We start from the raw sequence: 18,298 nt of genomic DNA, 5'->3' as shown, positions 1-18,298 counted from the left end.
CATACGCTCACTTGACGACCGGCGGCGTTTCGAAGGTGTGGTATGGCGCCGGCGAGGGGATCTCCCACTCCAGCCCCTGGGCACCCTCCCAAACCCGGTCGCTGGCCTTGTCGCCGACACCGCGCATGCAGCGCACCACACCCCATACGAAGAGCAGCTGCGACAGGCCGAACAGCAGGCCACCGATGCTCATCAGGGCGTTGAGGTCGGCAAACTGCAGGGCGTAGTCGGGAATCCGGCGTGGCATGCCGGCCAGGCCGACGAAGTGCATCGGGAAGAACAGGATGTTGACCGACACCAGCGAGCACCAGAAGTGGGTCTGTGCCAGGCGCTCGCTGTACATCACGCCGGTCCATTTCGGCAGCCAGTAATACACGCCGGCGATGATTCCGAACACCGCGCCGGTCACCAGCACGTAGTGGAAGTGGGCGACGACGAAATAGGTGTCCTGGTACTGGAAGTCGGCCGGCGTAATGGCCAGCATCAGGCCGGACAGGCCGCCGATGGTGAACAGCACGATGAAGGCGAGCGCAAACATCATCGGCACTTCGAAGGTCATCGAGCCGCGCCACATGGTCGCCACCCAGTTGAACACCTTCACCCCGGTAGGCACGGCGATCAGCATGGTGGCATACATGAAGAACAGCTCGGCAGCCACCGGCATGCCCACCGTGAACATGTGGTGGCCCCACACCAGGAAGGACAGAATGGCGATGCTGGCGGTGGCCACCACCATCGACTCGTAGCCGAACAGCGGCTTGCGTGCGAAGGTGGGGATGATTGCCGAGATGATGCCGAAAGCCGGCAGGATCATGATGTACACCTCGGGGTGGCCGAAGAACCAGAAGATGTGCTGGAACATCACCGGATCACCGCCGCCTGCCGCATCGAAGAAGCTGGTGCCGAAATACTTGTCGGTCAGCACCATCGTCACCACGCCGGCCAGCACCGGCATCACCGCGATGAGCAGGAAGGCGGTGATGAGCCAGGTCCACACGAATAGCGGCAGTTTCATCCAGGTCATGCCCGGTGCGCGCATGTTGAAGATGGTGACGATGATGTTGATCGCGCCCATGATCGAGGACACGCCCATCAGATGCACTGCCAGCACGAAGAAGGCGGTGGAGTCGCTGCTGTAGGTGGTCGACAGCGGCGCGTAGAAGGTCCATCCGGCCGCCGGGGCACCCCCCTCCATGAACAGCGTGGACAGCAGGATGGCGAAGGCGCAGGGCAGGATCCAGAAGCTCCAGTTGTTGACCCGCGGCAGCGCCATGTCGGGCGCGCCGATCATCAGCGGCACCATCCAGTTGGCCAGCCCGACGAAGGCCGGCATCACCGCACCGAACACCATCACCAGCCCATGCACGGTGGTCATCTGGTTGAAAAAGTGCGGATCGACGAACTGCAACCCGGGCTGAAACAGCTCGGCGCGGATCACCATCGCCAGGCTGCCGCCGATGAACAGCATCGCCAGCGAGAACAGCAGGTAGAGCGTACCGATGTCCTTGTGGTTGGTGCTGTAGAGCCAGCGCGTGATGCCGCGCGGCTTGTGCTCGTGGTCCAGATGCTCGCCGGGGTGCAGGGCACCGGTCTGTTCTGTGCTCATCGCTCACTCCCCTCCCTGGATCGCGGCGGCCACATCGGCCGGCTGCACCATGTCTCCGGTGTCATTGCCCCAGGCGTTGCGCTCGTAGGTGATCACGGCCGCCAACTCGCTGGTGCTCAACTGGCGGGCGAAGGCCTGCATCGCCGTACCCGCCTTGCCAAACACGACAATGCGGATGTGACCGGGAATGTCGGCGGTAACCATGGCGCTGCCCTTGAGGCCCGGGAACACGCCAGGCAGGCCCTCGCCGGAAGCTTGATGGCAGACCGCGCAGGCCGTGCCGTAGACCTTCTCGCCGAGCGTCATCAACTCGTCCATGCTCATCGGGGTCGCTGCCGCATCGGCCGTGCGCGCCGCCTCCTGCAGCGCGACCTGCTCGGCCGCCCAGGCTTCGAAGTCGGCCTCGCTCTTGACCTCGACCGCCACCGGCATGAAACCGTGATCACGCCCGCACAGCTCAGCACACTTGCCGTAGTAGAGGCCGGGCTTGTCGACCCGCGTCCAGGTCTCGTTGATGAAGCCGGGGATCGCGTCCTTCTTGATCGCGAAATCGGGCACCCACCAGGAGTGGATCACGTCGTCGGCGGTGAGCAGGAAGCGCACCTTCTTGCCGGTGGGGATGACCAGCGGCTTGTCGACCTCGAGCAGGTAGAGCGCGTCCTTTTCCGCCTCGTTGGAGATCTGCGCCCGCGGGGTGGCGAGGACCGAGAAATACTCGATCGGGTAGTCGAGGTACTTGTAGTGCCACTTCCATTGCGAGCCGGTGACCAGCACGGTCAGATCGGACTCGGAAGCATCCTCCATCGCGATCAGGGCCTGCGTGGCCGGAATGGCCATGACGACGAGGATGACCACCGGAATCGCGGTCCACAGCAATTCGATCTTCATGCTGCCGTGGAACTGCGCAGGGACAGCGCCGGCCGACTTGCGATGGCGCACGATGGACCAGAACATCAGCCCGAACACGATGATGGCGATCACCACGCAAATGTAGAAGATCGTCATGTGCAGGCCATACACGCGCTGGCTGATCTCGGTCACGCCACGCGTCATGTTGTATCTGCTTTCCTGGGCAATTGCCGCCTGGCACAAGAGCATGAACAAACCGCCAAGGCACAGCCGCGAATACCTTGCCGAATACAACGCGCTCAGGATGTGGTGTCTCACTGCACGACTCCTAATTATCGTTTGGGGGCTTGGCAACCCTGTAGGCGGAGGTCTGATGCAAAGGCCTTGGCGGACGCGTCGTGCACGCGGCCTGACGATTCACTATATGCAGGGAATCGGGAAACGCAAGAATCAGCGAGAACCTTAAGGAGAATTAGTCCAAGTTGAGAAAAAGCACAAAATCAATGGGCTACGGTCAATTGGGGATTACCTGCATGAGGCTGGTGCTCCGATGCTGCGACATCGCACCGCCCGACTCGACTGATGGCATCAGAAATGGCGTGTGTCGGCTTTTTTTACACCCCGCACATGGCTGGATCATGGCGTTTGGCGATGAATGCGCGCGCGCCCGCAAGAAGGGCGCGACCGTCAAGCTCCACATCCGGCAGTCGGCGAATCATCCGTGACACACATCACAAATGAATGAGGGTACTGGGCGCTGTGTGAGCGCAAAAACGCCCTGAAGAACGTCTCGCCGCGACGGAATCCCGCCTGGCACGGCTATTGCTTAGAGTCCTGCACTGAAAAACCGCTGCCTCGAAATCAGCAAAAAGCACAGCAGGCTTCTCCGCTGCTGGTCTGAACAGCCTCTGACGGAACGTAAGAAATGCTCAAGAAACTCACGATTGCCCTTACCGCATCCATTGCCCTCGCCAGCAGCGCCAATGCTGCAGTGATCAACACCTTCAGCAATCTCGCAGCCTTCAGCGCAGCGGCAGGCACGACCGCGCTGGAAGACTTCAACGATAGCGCACTCGGGCGCTTCAGCTATGGCGTCGCCTACGACTTCGACGGTTTCACGCTCACTGCGGCAGCAAACCCGCGCGGCACGGGCCCCGGCGTCGGGATCGAGAACACGGCACGAAGCACGATCGACAACACGGCAAGACTGATCTGGGGCTCTCAGACCTTCGGCGCCAATGGCAGCGGCTGGGGTCCCCAGATCGAATCATCTTCGACGCCCCGACCTACGCCTTCGGCTTCGACTGGCGCGACACGGACTCGACGGACTCCTACAAGCTGACCGTACTCGGCGTCGATTTCGGTGGCGCTACCACCGGTGGGCTCTTCCCGCGCAATGGCACGAGCACCTCCGGCTTCTTCGGCCTCGTAAGCGACACCGCATTCAGCTCGGTGCTGTTGCAGCAGGTTGCTCGAGGCGGCGTCCTCGACGATATGTCCATCGACAACGTGCGCTTCACCCCAGCGCCTGCCAGCGCGGTACCCGAACCCACGGTACTCGCCCTGCTCAGCCTGGGCCTGCTCGGTCTTGGCGCGGTCCGCCGCAAGCAGCGCACCGCCTGAAGCTGAGTGCAAGCCACGAAAACGGCGACCCGCGGGTCGCCGTTTTCGTGCCAGCACAGGCCCGGCTCAGCGCTTGAAGCGCTCCTCGGCTATTGCGTCAGCCACCTCGCCGGTCGGACGCTCCTCCTTGCGCGCACGCTCGAAGACTTCCATGAGGTTGTCATGAATACCCTCAATGTGCTTGAGCAATGCGGCGCGATCGAAGCCGATGCGCTCGTGATAGACGTCGATGATGCCGCCGGCGTTGATGACGTAATCTGGCGCGTACAGGATGCCACGCTTCATCAGTTCGACGCCGTGGCGCGGCTCGGCGAGCTGGTTGTTCGAGGCGCCCGCGACGACCTTCGCCTTCAACTGCGGAATGGTGCTGTCGTTGAGGATGGCCCCTAGCGCGCACGGTGCGAACACGTCGACGTCGAGGCCGAAGATCTCATCCGGCGCAACCACGGTCGCGCCCAGTTCCTTGCCCGCCTGCAGCAGCGGCTCGCGGTGGATGTCGGTTACCCACAGCTGGACACCGGCCGCCTTGAGCTGGCGAGCGAGGTCGAAACCGACATTGCCGACACCCTGCACGGCGACGCGCAGGCCCTCGAGCGAATCGCGCCCGAGCTTCTCCTTCACCGCCGCCTTGATGCCGATGAAGGTCCCGTAGGCGGTGGCGGGCGAAGGATCCCCGCTGCGCGTGCCTTCGTCGGAGGGCTTGTCGTGAATGCCGGCCACATGCTGGGTGAATTGCGTCATGTACTTCATGTCGGCGACGCTGGTGCCGGAGTCCTCGGCGGCGATGTAGCGCCCGTTCAGCTGTTCGAGCGCGCGGGCGAAGGCGGCAAGCAGCTCGGGCGTCTTCTGCGTGCGCGGGTTGCCGATGATCACGGACTTGCCGCCACCGAGCTTCAGGTTGGCCATCGCCGACTTGTAGGTCATGCCGCGCGACAAGCGCAGCACGTCGCGGACCGCCTCCTCCTCGGAGGCGTAGGGCCACATGCGGCAACCTCCGAGCGCAGGGCCGAGGTTGGAATTGTGAACGGCGATGATCGCCTTCAGTCCGCTCTTGTCGTCGCTGACGAACACCACCTGCTCGTGGTCGGCGAAGTCGCTCAAAAAAAATACGGCCATGTTGTGTCTCCTTCCTTTTGGGAACGTGGGGATGAGCCGTCCCGCCGGCACCGCTCGTGGCGGGCCGGTGAGGCGGCGGGGGTAAGAAACGGGAGCGGGCTCAGCCCGGGATGATTGCGATCGTCTTGCGCACCTTGGTCGCCACCGGCGCGCTCACCGGGCGGCGGTGGCGGAAGTCCTCGAGCAGCGCTGCCTGGCGCTTGCGGGCGCTGGCGACATAGCGCTCGCGGACATGACCAAAGCCACGGATCTGGTCTGGAATCGCCGCCAGCTCGATGGCAGCCTCGACGTTGGCCTGGTCGAGATTGACCAGGATCTCCTCGACGATGCGCTCGTAGTCGGCGATCAGCTCGCGATCAAGCTTGCGGTCGTGGCTGCGCGCAAAGGGATCGAGCATCGAGCCGCGCAGATGGCGGAACTTTGCCAGCACACGCATCGCCTTGAGCATCCACGGGCCGTAGGCCTTTTTCTTGAGCTCGCCGGTCTGGGCATCCTTGTCTGCCATGGTCGGCGGAGCAAGGTGGAAGACGAGCTTGTAGTCGCCCTCGAACTGCTCGTCGACACGCTTGAGGAAGTCGCTGTCGGTGTAGAGGCGCGCCACCTCGTACTCGTCCTTGTAGGCAAGCAGCTTGTGATAGCCGCGTGCCACCGCCTCGGTGAGCAGGCTGATGCCGGGAGCAACCCTCGCCTCGGCAGCACGCACGCGCTCGACCAGCCTGGTGTAGCGCGTGGCGTAGGCCGCATCCTGGTAGTCGTTCAGATGCGCCTTGCGGCGGGCGATGACCTCATCGACGCTGGTCGACAGGCGGTGGTGCTCCGGCGTCCCAAGCTGCGGCTTGGCCGCCTCGACCACTGCCTTGAGATCCACCGCGGCACGGCGCCCCCACAGGAAGGCAGCCTTGTTGGCGTCGACCGCGGCGCCGTTGATCTCGATCGCGCGCTCGATCGCCTGCCGCGACAGCGGCACCAGGCCGCGCTGCCAGGCAAAGCCAAGCATGAACAGGTTGGTCGCGATCGAGTCGCCCAGCAGGTCGGTCGCGAGCTTGGTGGCGTCGAGGAACTCGGCCTTGTCCGCACCCACCGCATCGACGATCTGCGCTTCCATGGGCTGCGCAGGGAACTGCGGATCCGGGTTGGCCCCGACGTCGCCACTGCGCGCCTGGGCGGCAAAACCACGCACGAACTCGCTGGTGTTGGTCTGGTCGCGGTTGATGACGACGCGCGTGAGCCCCTTCTGCATCTTGGCCAGCGACTCATCGCTGGCCGCCACCACCAGGTCGCAGCCAATCACTGCGTTGGCCTCGCCGGCGGCGACGCGAGCGGCGTGGAGCTGGTCCTGGCGGTTGGCGATGCGCACATGCGACCACACCGCGCCGCCCTTCTGCGCCAGGCCCGCCATGTCGAGAACGGAGATGCCCTTGCCCTCCAGGTGGGCGGCCATGCCGAGCAGGGCGCCGATGGTGACCACGCCGGTGCCGCCCACGCCGGTGATGAGGATGCCCCAGGGCGCGGCGGTGTCGGGCAACTGCGGCTCAGGCAGCTCGGCCGCCAGTCGACCGGGCGCGCTCGCGCCACTCGCCTTGCCACGCCTGAGCGCGCCGCCCTCGACGGTGACGAAGCTGGGGCAGAAGCCCTTCACGCAGGAATAGTCCTTGTTGCACGACGACTGGTCGATGAAGCGCTTGCGGCCGAACTCGGTCTCCACCGCACCCACCGACATGCAGTTCGACTTGTCGCTGCAATCGCCACAGCCCTCGCACACGAGGTCGTTGATGACCACCCGCTTGGCCGGGTCGGGGAACTTGCCGCGCTTGCGGCGACGGCGCTTTTCGGCTGCGCAGGTCTGGTCATAGATGATCGCTGTCACGGCCGGCACCGTACGCAGCTCACGCTGCACGGCGTCGAGCTCGTCGCGGTGCCGCACGCCGACGCCGTGCGGCAGGTCGGCCGGACCATAGGCACGCGGCGTGCCGTCATTGACCACCACCACCGTGCCCACACCTTCGGCCAGCAGCTGGCGGGCGATGATCGGCACCGACAGCGTGCCGTCGTGTGGCTGGCCGCCGGTCATCGCGACCGCATCGTTGTAGAGGATCTTGTAGGTGATGTTCACCTTGGCCGCTACCGCCGCACGGATGGCGAGGATGCCCGAGTGCATGTAAGTACCATCACCCAGGTTGGCGAACACGTGCGGCGTGGCGGTGAAAGGCGCCTGGCCGATCCAGGGCACGCCCTCGCCGCCCATCTGGCAGAAGGTCTGGGTGTGCTCGGGCGACAGCCAGGTCGCCATGTAGTGGCAGCCGATACCGGCGATGGCACGCGAACCTTCCGGCACCTTGGTCGAGCTGTTGTGCGGACAGCCCGAGCAGTAGTGCGGCACGCGCTGGATGGACAGCCGCGGCTTGGCAAGCGCCGCCTCCTTGGCCTCGATGAAGGCGAGCCGCGCCTTGATGCGGTCGGAGGTGTAGAAGCGCGCGATGCGGCCGGCGATGGCACGGGCGATCATCGCCGGGGTGAGCTCGCCGGCAGCGGGCAACAGCCATTCACTGTGCGGCAGGGCCCACTCGCCCTTGTCGTCGAACTTGCCGATCACGCGCGGGCGCACCTCGTCCTTCCAGTTGTAGAGCTCCTCCTTGAGTTGGTACTCGAGGAACTGGCGCTTCTCCTCGATCACCAGGATCTCATCCAGCCCTTCGGCGAACTTGCGCACGCCTTCGGCCTCCAGCGGCCACACCATGCCGACCTTGTACAGGCGCAGGCCGATGGCGGCCGCCTTCGCCTCGTCGATGCCGAGGTCGTCCAGCGCCTGGCGCACATCGAGGTAGCTCTTGCCGCTGGTGATGATGCCGAGCTTCGCGTTCGGGCTGTCGATGATGGTGCGGTTGAGTTGGTTGAGCCTGCAGTAGGCGAGCGCAGCATAGAGCTTGTGGTGCAGCAGGCGCTTCTCCTGCACCAGCGGCGGGTCGGGCCAGCGCAGGTTCAGCCCGTCCTCGGGCAGCGGAAAGTCCGCGGCAGTCGGGATCAGCGTCTGCACCTGGAACGGATCGACATTGACCGACGAGGACGTTTCCACCGTGTCGGTCAACGCCTTGAACGCCACCCAGCAGCCCGAATAGCGCGACAGCGCAAAGCCGTGCAGGCCGTACTCCAGGTACTCCTGGATACCGGCCGGCGCGAGCACCGGCATCATCAGGCCCTTGAACACATGCTCGGTCTGGTGCGGCAGCGTGGAAGACTTGGCGGCATGGTCGTCACCGGCGATCACCAGCACGCCGCCGTGCTTCGAGGTGCCGGCAGCATTGGCGTGGCGGAAGACATCGCCCGTGCGGTCGACGCCAGGGCCCTTGCCGTACCAGATCGAGAATACGCCGTCGAACTTGGCATTCGGATCCAGGTTGACCTGCTGCGTGCCCCACACCGAGGTCGCTGCGAGATCCTCGTTGAGGCCGGCCTGGAAGCGGATCTGCATCGGCTCGAGATACTTCTTCGCCTTCCAGAACTCCTGGTCGACGTTGCCGAGCGGCGAGCCGCGGTAGCCGGTGACGAAGCCGGCGGTATTGAGGCCAGCGGCTTCGTCGCGCATCTTCTGCATCATCGGCAGGCGCACCAGAGCCTGGATGCCAGTCATCCAGGCGCGGCCGGTCTTGAGGGTGTATTTGTCGTCGAGGCTGACGGGGGGCATGGTGTTCGACATGGTGGTGTGAACTGCCGCCTGGCGGTGAGCGGCGCGCGGTTGGCGCGGGCTTCCGGCGGGCCGGCGTTGTCTCCTCTGCATTAGGGGTTGTGGGCGCGTCACTCTGGCCACCGCAGGACGAATCGCTCCCCGTCCCACAGCGGCTTACGAACCGAATGCTAGAACGAAGTCGAGAAAAGAAATTCCGCATTCGGCCCGGATTCGGTCGATATAAGAAATATTTTTCCGCTCATCAGCACTTACGATCCGCGTCATCCTGACCGCACACCACGGCCACGGATACGACATGGCACGGTGCCGGGTCGAGCCGCCTGCGTGCCAGCACTGGCCGCAGCCCGCCAACAAGCCTAGAATCCGCGGCTTTGCCCGGGCCAGAGGCCCACCGCGCCACAAGCGCAGAAAACTCGAGGAGACCAAAATGAACCATCACGCCGCCAGCGGCGGGCAGCCCATCCGGCAGCCGCGCCCCTGCATCGCCGCACGCCCCACTGCACCCGATCACGCTTTGCAGGGAGCGTACTGACATGCAGAAGACGCACACCCACGGCCAGTGGACCTCGCGCATGGGCTTCGTGCTCGCGGCCACCGGTTCGGCAGTCGGCCTCGGCAACATCTGGAAGTTCCCCTACATGATCGGCCAGAGTGGCGGCGCAGCCTTCGTGCTGGTCTACCTGCTCTGCATCGCACTGATCGGCCTGCCGATCCTGGTCGCCGAATGGATGATCGGCCGCCGCGGCCAGAAGAATCCGATCAGCACAATGGGTGAGCTGGCGAAGAAGAACGGCCGCAGCGGCGCCTGGGCGCTGATCGGCTTCACCGGCGTGCTCGGAGCCTTCCTCATCCTGTCCTTCTACAGCGTCATCGGCGGCTGGGCGCTGTCCTATACCGGTGATGCGATCACCGGCGGCTTCACCGGCATGGACAAGGATGCCGTGGGCAATGCCTTCACCGGCTTCCTGGCCAATGCCGGCAGCCTGCTGACCTGGCACACCGTGTTCATGGCGCTGACCGTGGGTGTGGTGGCCATGGGCGTCGCAGGCGGCCTCGAGCGTGCCTCCAAGCTGCTGATGCCCTCGCTGGGCGTGCTGCTCTTCATCCTCGTCGGCTACGGCATGACCACCGGCGGCTTCGGCCAGGCCATGGCCTACCTGTTCAACCCGGACTGGAGCAAGCTCACCGGCGACGTCGTGCTGGCTGCGCTCGGCCACGCCTTCTTCACCCTGTCGCTGGGCATGGGCATCATGATGGCGTACGGCTCCTACCTCGGCGAGGACGTCGACCTGCTGCGTACCGCGCGCACCGTGGTGATCATGGACACGGTGATCGCGATCGCCGCCGGCCTGGCCATCTTCCCGATCGTCTTTGCCAACGGTCTCGACCCTGCCGCCGGCCCCGGCCTGATCTTCGTCACCCTGCCGATCGCCTTCGGCAACATCACCGGGGGCGTCATTCTCGGCACCCTTTTCTTCGTGCTGCTGACCTTCGCCGCGCTGACCTCGGCGATCTCGCTGCTGGAGCCGGTGGTGGAACTGGTCGAGGAGCGCACGCCGCTGTCGCGTGCAGGCGCGACCTTCGTCGCCGGTATCGCCACCTGGGCGCTGGGTATCGCCGCGCTGCTGTCCTTCAACCACTGGAGCGACGTGACGATCATCGGCCTCAACATCTTCGACCTGCTCGATCAGCTCACCAGCAAGTTCATGCTGCCGCTGACCGGACTGGGCGCCATCCTGTTCGCGGCCTGGTGCCTGGACCGTGACAGCGTGCGCAAGGAGCTGGGCCTCGGCGAACTGGGTTTCAGTGTGTGGAACGTGGTGGCGCGCTTCGTGGCACCGGTGGGCGTGCTGATCGTCTTCGTCAGCAATCTCTGATCATCGCGTGCGCCGCACAGGCGCGATGAAGGCGAAAACGGCCCTGACCGCTTACAGCGGCAGGGCCGTTTCGTTCTTGATCTCGCGCAACGCCACCGCGGAGTGGGTGACGTCGATCTCCGGAATCTTGAGCAGGAAATCGTGCATGAAGGAGGACAGCGCCTCCAGATTGGGCAGGTAGAGCTTGAGCAGACAGTCGGTCTCGCCGAGCAGTTCGTAGCATTCGACCACCTGCTGGCAGCCCTTCACCACGCGCTCGAAGCGCTCGAGCACGTCTGCGCTGTGCTGCTTGAGCTTGACCCGCACCCAGACACAGGTGCCCAGACCGACCTTATGGCGGTCGACGAGCGCCACGTAGCCGCTGATCACCCCCGCCTCCTCCAGCTCCTTCACCCGCCGCCAGCAGGGCGTCGGCGACATGCCGACGCGCTCTGCAAGCACCTGGGTGCTGAGCGTGGAGTCCCGCTGCAGCAGGCTCAGGATATGACGCTGGGCCGGATCGAGTTTCATCGCGCGCCCGGCTCAGATCACCTTGAGCAGTTCAACCTCGAACACCAGCGTCGCATTGGGCGGGATCACACCGCCGGCGCCGCGCGCACCATAGCCAAGCGCCGGCGGAATGGTGAGCTTGCGCTTGCCGCCTTCCTGCATGCCTTCGACGCCTTCGTCCCAGCCGCGGATGACATGGCCGGCGCCGAGCGGGAAATTGAACGGGTCGTTGCGATCCTTGGACGAGTCGAACTTGCGACCGTCGGTCAGCCAGCCGGTGTAGTGCACCGACACCATCTTGCCCTTGACGGCGGTCTCGCCGGTACCAACCTCGAGTTCATCGATGACGAGGCCGCTGGCTGTGGTGGTCTGGGTCATGCGCTTCTCCTGTGTGCGTGCAAAGGCGGCATTCTACCTGCCACTTCCGCGCCGGCGCTCGGCGAGTTTGGCGCGGTACTTGGCAATCTTGGGCGCCACCACGTACTGGCAGTAGGGCTGATCGCTGTTGTTCATATAGTAGTCGTGATGCTCGGCCTCGGCCGGCCAGAATACCGGCGCCCGCTCCACCCGCGTCACGATCGCCTTCGGGTAGACGCGCTGCTCGCCGATGTCCTCGATCAGCGCGAGCGCATCGTGCAGTTGTGCATCGCTGGTGACGAAGATCACCGAGCGGTACTGCGGGCCGACATCATTGCCCTGACGGTCGACCGTGGTCGGATCATGGATCAGGAAGAAGATCTCGAGCAGTTCGCGATAGCTCACCCGCGCCGGATCGAAATCGACCTTCACCACCTCCGCATGGCCCGTGCCGCCGGTGCACACCTGACGATAGCCCGGGTTATCGACGTGCCCGCCGCAGTATCCCGGCACCACCGACTCGACCCCATCGACGAGATCGAACACGGCCTCCAGGCACCAGAAACAGCCTCCTCCGAGGATGGCGGTCTCGAGCACGGGGCCCTTCGCTTCTTCAGTCATTCATCCACTCCCTACAAGGAAATGCAGCACTTGCTGCAGACCACGGACAGCCTCATTCATTCCCCATGCGGCCGGCTCGGCATCACTGCGGCTCAGCGGAAGGAGAAGCCGTAATGCAGATCGACCGAGGTGTCGGTCCCGCCACGCGCCACGAGCGACAGCCGGCGCGAGAGCTGGTAGCTCAGCTTGACCAGTGTGGCCGCCCCGCCCAGGCTCTGCTCGAAGGACAGGAACAGGTCGGGTCCAAGGCGCTTGCCCAGGCTGAGCACCTGGCCGGACACGGTGGGGCCGCTGGCAACCGTCGAGCCACTGCCGAGCACCCGGCTGCTTTGCGTGCGCGAGGTGCTGGTGAGCTCGCCCTGGCCAATGGAGAATGCGTCGAAGCCGAGGCTGCGCGAGAGCTCCTCGGTCATGCCGCCCCCAGGGCCGCCGAGCAACGCCGCGGCCGCCGGCAGCAACAGGCCCAGATCGGCCCCCGAAGCAGCGTCCGGGGCACGGCCAAGGACGATCCACGACAGCTTGGCGGGGTCGGGCACGTTGGGCTCGGACACCAGGCGCACCTGAGGGCGCTTGGCGCTGCCGGTGACGGCGACCCCAGCCTCCACCTCGAGCCCCTTGCGCAGTGCGACGATATTGAGCCCGGGCGCATCGAGCGGCCCCTGGAAGTTGACGACCCCGCGCTCGATCACCAGGTTCTGGCCATAGCCGCGGTAGCTGCCCCCTACGGTCGATACGGTACCGACGGCCGACAGCGCACGTCCGGGCTGCAGGCGGATACGCAGATCGCCAGCAAGGCGGGTCTCCAAACCCATCGCGGACAGGTATAGCGCATCGCCCAGTCCGACGCGGACATCGGCAGTGACGGCAAAGGCGCCGGCCTCGGCCACCTCGTCGCGGCCGAGCACCACCACGTCATCCGACAGGCTGGGGGGCATCGCCTCGGCGAACTCGATGTAGCCGGCATCGGCACGAAACTCGGCGTCGAGCGCCAGCGACGACCAGGTGCTGCGCGCACTCCCCTGGCCCGACAACAGCATCCAGCGGTCGTCACGCTGGAGTAGCGGCAGCCGATCGGCGGCAAAACGGAAGCGGCCGGCGCCGTTGTCGAGCGCCACCTCTCCGCTGGCCTCGAAACGCCCCGGACTGGCCGTCAACGCGGCCACCGGGATGCGTCCATCACGTGGCTGCACCCGGTTCGGCGATACGAACTCGAGGCGCAGAAGGCGCACGCGCTCTTGATCGAAGGCGAGATCGAGCTCGCCACCGGACAGCACCAGGCCCTGATCGACCAGCGTGAAGCCCAGCTCGCGTCCATTGATCGTGCCGCTCGCACGCGGCGCAGCCAGTGTCCCGGACACGGCGACCGCCCCCCCGATGCGTCCGGCGGTTTCCACATTCTCGCGCACGAGCCGGCCGAGCCAGGTGATCGACGGCATGTCCAGCCTGGCCGACGCACTGAGGGCTGTATCTGGCGGCAGGCTCCAGATGCCTTCGGCACTGCGCCGCGCACGCACGCTCGCTTCACCGGCGAGACTGCCTAATTCGCTGCCGCGCACGTCGAGCGCAAGCTCGAGACGGTCTCCGCGTGCCCGCAGGACGGCGTCGAGACGCTCCAGCCCCAGCCGGGTGCGCAACTCCCCTTCCAGGCGCACATCGCCCGCCTCGCGAAAGACCCGCGCTTCGCCGTCGAGCGTGCGGCCGACGCTCAGATCCCAGCGCGCGCCCAGCACCAGCGGGTCGGCGCCACGCCGGCGCTGGCCATCGGCGCGCCGCGGCTCGAGTTCGAGCACGAGCCCGCTGAGCTCGCCACGCAGCACGCTGCGGGTCGGCGACCATGCCGTCTCGAGCAAGCGGATGCGGCCCTTGTCTCCGGCATTGAATTCGGCCGCACCCAGGCGTACCGCATCGGGCGCGAGCTCGAGGGCCACCGGGGCCAGCAGGCGCGCCGCCACGCGCCCAGTCGTCTGCAGCGCCGACAACTCGCCGCGCCAGCGCAGCGCAGTCCCTGCTGCCAGTCCGCCCTTCAACCCGAGCTCGAGGGCATCGGCTTCAACACCGGCCGGCGCCACGTTCCCACCGGCAATTGCAGCAAGCTCGATACGGTGGCTGGCGCGCGTACCCTCGGCCGCCAGGCGCAGGCTGGACACCCAGTCGGACTGCGGCCGGCCGTCCTCATCCGGCGCGCTGCTGCCAAGCCCGCTCACGCCGAGTGCGAGCGCGAACGGCCCGTCGGTGCCAGCATCGAGCTGTACGACACCGTTGACGCCGCCGATGCGCACCTCGCCCGGCAGGCGCAGGCCCTCGCCGAAGAACTGCACGCGCCCCACGGGCGCTGCAAGCGCGCCACCGATCGAGCCCTCTGCCGAGGCCCGCCCGCCGAGGCCCAGGCCAAGCGCTTCGAGCGCCGGCGCATCGAGACGCAGCGCGAGACGATCCTGTGGTGCGCCCAGCGCCCCCTCGGCAACCAGGCTGTTGCCCGCCAGCTGCACATCCAGTGCGAGTTCGGGCAAGCGCTCACCCTCGACCCTGAGCTGGCCCTTGCCGCGCAGCGGCAGACCTTCGAGCAGGCTGTCGAGGATGTCGAAACGCAGCGCCACGGACAGCGGCTCGTCGGCCACCGGCAGCGCGCCTTCGGCATGCAGGTCGAGATCGAGGCGCGCCGACGGCGCCTCGGCCACAAACGCACGCGGGTCGGCCCCGCGCAGACGGGCACTCAGTTCGAACACCTGGCGGCCGGCCGCAGCGGGTCCTGCCGATGTACTGCCGCCGGACTCGGTCTCCGCCGCGGCAGCGTCGGCAGTCACTGCCATGCCTTGCAAGAGCGCCTGGATGTCGATGCGGGCGCTCCCCGCCTCGAGCGCAACACGCGCCTGCTGCCGGGCCTCGTCGCCCTCGGCGTCGATGCGCCCCGCCAGCCGTTGCCGCGGCAGGCGACTGTCGAGCAAGCCCGGGTCTATGGCATCGAGCTCGAGCGCGGCATGGATGCGACCGAGGCCCCCCTCGCGGCGCGCATCGTCATCAGCCTGACCGCCGCGCTGCCACGCCACGCGACCGCCGATGCGCCCCGCGCCGGGCAGGCGCAGGTCGAGCGCATCGACGGCGAGGCCATCGTCCCGCCAGTCCAGGCGGCCATCGAGACTGAGCAGCGGAATACCCCCCTGGTCCACCGCCTGCGGCAGGCGATTGGTGACACGAATCGGCCCGCCAAGCAGGCTCGCCGCATCGGGCGTCGCCGCGAGTTCGGCCTCGAGGCTGAGCGCGGCGCGCGGCGCCCCGTCCACGAACGCAGCCGGGTCGATCTCGCCCGCCTTGACCGAAAGCCGACGCAGCGGCATCGCCGCCAGGCTCTCCGCCTCGACCTCGACCCGGGCGGTCAGCCCCTCGCCCTGGGCGTCGATGCTCAGATGGGGCTCGAGCAGGGTGTTGGTGGCGCCAAAGCGTGCGACCACGGCACGCCCGTCGATGACACCATCGAAGCGGCCCTCGCCATCGAGCGCGTGCGGTGCGGCGCCTTCGACACCCAGCGCGAGCTGCAGTCGTCCCTGGGGCAAGCTGAGCGCGAGCGTGCGCAACCGATGCCGACGGCCATCGCTGTCGAACGCGGCCTCGAGTTCGGTAAACAACGGTTGCGCGGCGTGATGCCCGGCACCGGAGCGGGCATCGAGATCGGCAGCGCCGCCATCCCCGGCCGGCTCGCCGGCACGCTCGTCGGCCTGGCCATGCGCCTCCTCTTCACCCAGCGTACGCATGACGAAAGCGCCCAGCACGAGGCTGCGCAGCTCGATGGCCAGCGGCACGGCGAGGGAGTCCGGCAGGGTGGTGGGGGCCGCGGGCGCAGTGTCGTCCGTGCTTGCCCTGGCGAGCTCGACGTGTGCCGCCGCGAGACGCTCGACCAGAAGGCGGCGCTCGAACAGCGCAGCAGGCTTCCATTCGAGTTCGAAGTCACGTACCTCGAGTTGCAGCCCGGGCGTTTCATAGCGCAGCACGTCGAGCTCGAAACCGCCGAGCACACGGCCGCGCGGACGCTCCGCATGCAGCGCGCCATCGGTGAGGCGGGTGCCGAGCGCCAGCGCGGTCTCAAGTCCGGACTGGGTACCGAGCAGCCAGGCCCCCAGTCCGGCCGCGCCCACAAGCGGCAGCAGCAGCGCGGCAGCCAGGCCTCGCAGCCAGCGGCGCCCACGTAGCTCGGGCGGGCGTGTTGCGGGAGTGGCCGGATGCGCCGTCATTGCGCTCGATCAGCCGCCGAACAGGGCCTTGAGCTCCAGGCCCGGATCCGGCGCACGCATGAAGGCCTCGCCAACGAGGAAGGTATGCACGCCCTCACCCTGCATCAGCGCAACATCCTCGGCACGCAGGATGCCCGATTCGGTGACGACGATGCGACCAGCGGCGCCACTGGCGATGCGCGGCAGCAGGTCGAGCGTGGTCTGCAGCGAGACCTCGAAGGTGCGCAGGTTGCGGTTGTTGATGCCGATCAGCGGTGTCTGCAGCTGCAGTGCCTGCTCGAGCTCGGCGCCGTCGTGGACCTCGACCAGCACCGCCATGCCCAGCGTCTGGGCGATCGCCTCCATGTCGCGCATCTGCGCAAGGTCGAGGCAGGCGGCGATGAGCAGGATGGCGTCTGCCCCCATCGCGCGCGCCTCGAAGACCTGGTAGGGATCGACCAGGAAGTCCTTGCGCAGCACCGGCAGCGCGCAGGCCGCACGTGCCGCCTGCAGGTATTCGGGAGCGCCCTGGAAGAAGCCGCGATCGGTCAGCACGGACAGGCAGGCGGCGCCGGCCGCCTCGTAGCTGGCGGCGATGGCGGCCGGGTCGAAGTCGGCACGGATCACGCCCTTGGAAGGGCTGGCCTTCTTGATCTCGGCGATCACCGCGGGCAGGCCACCCGCATGGCGGTTACGAATGGCGGCAACGAAACCACGTGCAGGGGGCTCGGCCTCGGCCAGCGCGCGCACGACGACGAGCGGTGCCGCAGCCGACGCGGCCGCGACCTCCTCGACCTTGACTGCACAGATCTTCTGCAGGATGTCGCTCATGCTGCGGCTCCGAACTGGCGGGTGAACCGTACGAAGGCATCGAGCTTGGCACGTGCCGCGCCGCTCTCGATCACCTCGCGCGCGCGCGCCACGCCAGCGCCGATCGACTCGACCAGGTTGGCGGTGTAGAGCGCGACCCCCGCGTTCAGGACGACGATCTCGCGCGCTGGCCCGGCACGGTTTTCCAGCGTAGCGAGCAGCACGGCGCGGGATTCGTCGGCATCTGCGACACGCAGGTTGCGCGTACCGGCCATCTGCAGGCCGAAGTCCTCCGGGTGGATCTCGTACTCGCGCACCACGCCGTCCTTGAGCTCGCCGACCAGGGTCGAGGCACCGAGGCTGACCTCGTCCATGCCGTCCAGGCCATGCACGACCAGCACATGGTTGGCGCCCAGGCGCTCCATGACGCGCGCCTGGATGCCGACGAGGTCGGGATGGAACACCCCCATCAGGGTGTTGGGCGCGCCCGCTGGATTGGTGAGCGGACCGAGGATGTTGAAGATGGTGCGCACGCCCATCTCGCGCCGCACCGGCGCGACGTTCTTCATCGCACTGTGATGGTTGGGCGCGAACATGAAGCCGATACCGGTCTCCTCCACGCAGGCGGCAACCTGCCCGGGCGTGAGGTCGAGCCTGACGCCGAGCGCCTCGAGGACGTCGGCCGCACCGGACTTGGACGACACGCCGCGCCCGCCGTGCTTGGCCACGCGCGCACCGGCCGCGGCAGCGACGAAGATGGTGGCGGTCGAGATGTTGAAGGTGTGCGTGCCGTCGCCACCGGTACCGACCACATCGAGGAAGTGGTCGTGCGGCGGCTTGACCACCACCTTGGTGGACATCTCGCGCATCACGGTGGCAGCTGCGGTGATCTCGCCGATGGTTTCCTTCTTGACGCGCAGTCCGGTGAGGATGGCCGCGGTCATCAGCGGCGAAACCTGGCCCGCCATGATCTGGCGCATCAACGACAGCATCTCGTCGAAGAAGATCTCGCGGTGCTCGATCGTGCGTTGCAGGGCTTGCTGGGCGGTAATCGTCATGT

General features: G+C 66.6%; 14 protein-coding genes. 4 read left to right on the top strand and 10 right to left on the bottom strand.

The window, feature by feature from the left end; all coding sequences use genetic code 11:
• Positions 1 to 7 precede the first annotated feature (7 nt).
• Both ctaD and coxB read right to left on the bottom strand, forming a co-directional pair.
• Positions 8 to 1,606, bottom strand: a complete 1,599-nt coding sequence (gene ctaD, locus LQF09_RS04480; RefSeq protein ID WP_002928641.1) for a cytochrome c oxidase subunit I — start codon at positions 1,604 to 1,606, stop codon at positions 8 to 10.
• Positions 1,607 to 1,609: 3 nt separating this feature from the next.
• On the bottom strand, positions 1,610 to 2,773 hold the full coding sequence (coxB, locus tag LQF09_RS04475) for a cytochrome c oxidase subunit II (RefSeq protein ID WP_270069292.1): 1,164 nt from the start codon (positions 2,771 to 2,773) through the stop codon (positions 1,610 to 1,612).
• A 215-nt stretch (positions 2,774 to 2,988) separates the two neighbouring features.
• Between coxB and LQF09_RS04470 the strand changes: the two genes are divergently transcribed.
• The 3 genes from LQF09_RS04470 (at position 2,989) to LQF09_RS04460 (ending at position 4,078) form a co-directional block, all read left to right on the top strand.
• Entirely contained in the window at positions 2,989 to 3,180 is a 192-nt protein-coding gene (locus LQF09_RS04470) for a hypothetical protein (protein WP_270069291.1), read from the top strand.
• A 200-nt stretch (positions 3,181 to 3,380) separates the two neighbouring features.
• A complete protein-coding gene (locus LQF09_RS04465; protein ID WP_270069290.1) occupies positions 3,381 to 3,797 on the top strand; it encodes a hypothetical protein in 417 nt (138 codons plus the stop codon).
• A gap of 152 nt (positions 3,798 to 3,949) precedes the next feature.
• Positions 3,950 to 4,078, top strand: a complete 129-nt coding sequence (locus LQF09_RS04460) for a PEP-CTERM sorting domain-containing protein (RefSeq protein ID WP_270069289.1) — start codon at positions 3,950 to 3,952, stop codon at positions 4,076 to 4,078.
• Positions 4,079 to 4,144: 66 nt separating this feature from the next.
• On the opposite strand, the gene LQF09_RS04455 is transcribed toward LQF09_RS04460, so the two are convergent.
• On the bottom strand, positions 4,145 to 5,194 hold the full coding sequence (locus LQF09_RS04455) for a Glu/Leu/Phe/Val dehydrogenase dimerization domain-containing protein (protein ID WP_270069288.1): 1,050 nt from the start codon (positions 5,192 to 5,194) through the stop codon (positions 4,145 to 4,147).
• Positions 5,195 to 5,294: 100 nt separating this feature from the next.
• Complete coding sequence (locus tag LQF09_RS04450; protein WP_270069287.1) at positions 5,295 to 8,888, bottom strand: indolepyruvate ferredoxin oxidoreductase family protein; 3,594 nt, start codon at positions 8,886 to 8,888, stop codon at positions 5,295 to 5,297.
• A gap of 524 nt (positions 8,889 to 9,412) precedes the next feature.
• Here LQF09_RS04450 and LQF09_RS04445 point away from each other — a divergent pair.
• Complete coding sequence (locus LQF09_RS04445) at positions 9,413 to 10,756, top strand: sodium-dependent transporter (protein WP_002940808.1); 1,344 nt, start codon at positions 9,413 to 9,415, stop codon at positions 10,754 to 10,756.
• A 51-nt stretch (positions 10,757 to 10,807) separates the two neighbouring features.
• Here LQF09_RS04445 and LQF09_RS04440 read toward each other — a convergent pair whose 3' ends face one another.
• The 6 genes from LQF09_RS04440 to trpD all read right to left on the bottom strand — a co-directional run bounded on the left by LQF09_RS04440 (position 10,808) and on the right by trpD (position 18,296).
• Entirely contained in the window at positions 10,808 to 11,266 is a 459-nt protein-coding gene (locus tag LQF09_RS04440; protein ID WP_002928610.1) for an Lrp/AsnC family transcriptional regulator, read from the bottom strand.
• Between the two features lie 12 nt (positions 11,267 to 11,278).
• Complete coding sequence (locus tag LQF09_RS04435; protein WP_002928608.1) at positions 11,279 to 11,623, bottom strand: FKBP-type peptidyl-prolyl cis-trans isomerase; 345 nt, start codon at positions 11,621 to 11,623, stop codon at positions 11,279 to 11,281.
• Between the two features lie 33 nt (positions 11,624 to 11,656).
• A complete protein-coding gene (gene msrA, locus LQF09_RS04430; protein WP_002928607.1) occupies positions 11,657 to 12,223 on the bottom strand; it encodes a peptide-methionine (S)-S-oxide reductase MsrA in 567 nt (188 codons plus the stop codon).
• Between the two features lie 92 nt (positions 12,224 to 12,315).
• Positions 12,316 to 16,449, bottom strand: a complete 4,134-nt coding sequence (locus LQF09_RS04425; RefSeq protein WP_270069286.1) for a translocation/assembly module TamB domain-containing protein — start codon at positions 16,447 to 16,449, stop codon at positions 12,316 to 12,318.
• 9 nt (positions 16,450 to 16,458) lie between these two features.
• Complete coding sequence (gene trpC / locus LQF09_RS04420) at positions 16,459 to 17,259, bottom strand: indole-3-glycerol phosphate synthase TrpC (protein WP_270069285.1); 801 nt, start codon at positions 17,257 to 17,259, stop codon at positions 16,459 to 16,461.
• Positions 17,256 to 18,296 (bottom strand): anthranilate phosphoribosyltransferase, encoded by a 1,041-nt coding sequence (gene trpD / locus LQF09_RS04415; protein ID WP_270069284.1) that lies wholly within the window; start codon positions 18,294 to 18,296, stop codon positions 17,256 to 17,258. Before trpD ends, trpC begins: the two co-directional genes overlap by 4 nt.
• Between the last annotated feature and the right edge of the window lie 2 nt (positions 18,297 to 18,298).

The organism is Thauera sp. WB-2 (genome assembly GCF_027594845.1).
GTDB lineage: Bacteria > Pseudomonadota > Gammaproteobacteria > Burkholderiales > Rhodocyclaceae > Thauera > Thauera mechernichensis.
Note: the sequence above shows the minus strand (reverse complement) of the source record. Positions and strands in the feature narration are given on the sequence as shown.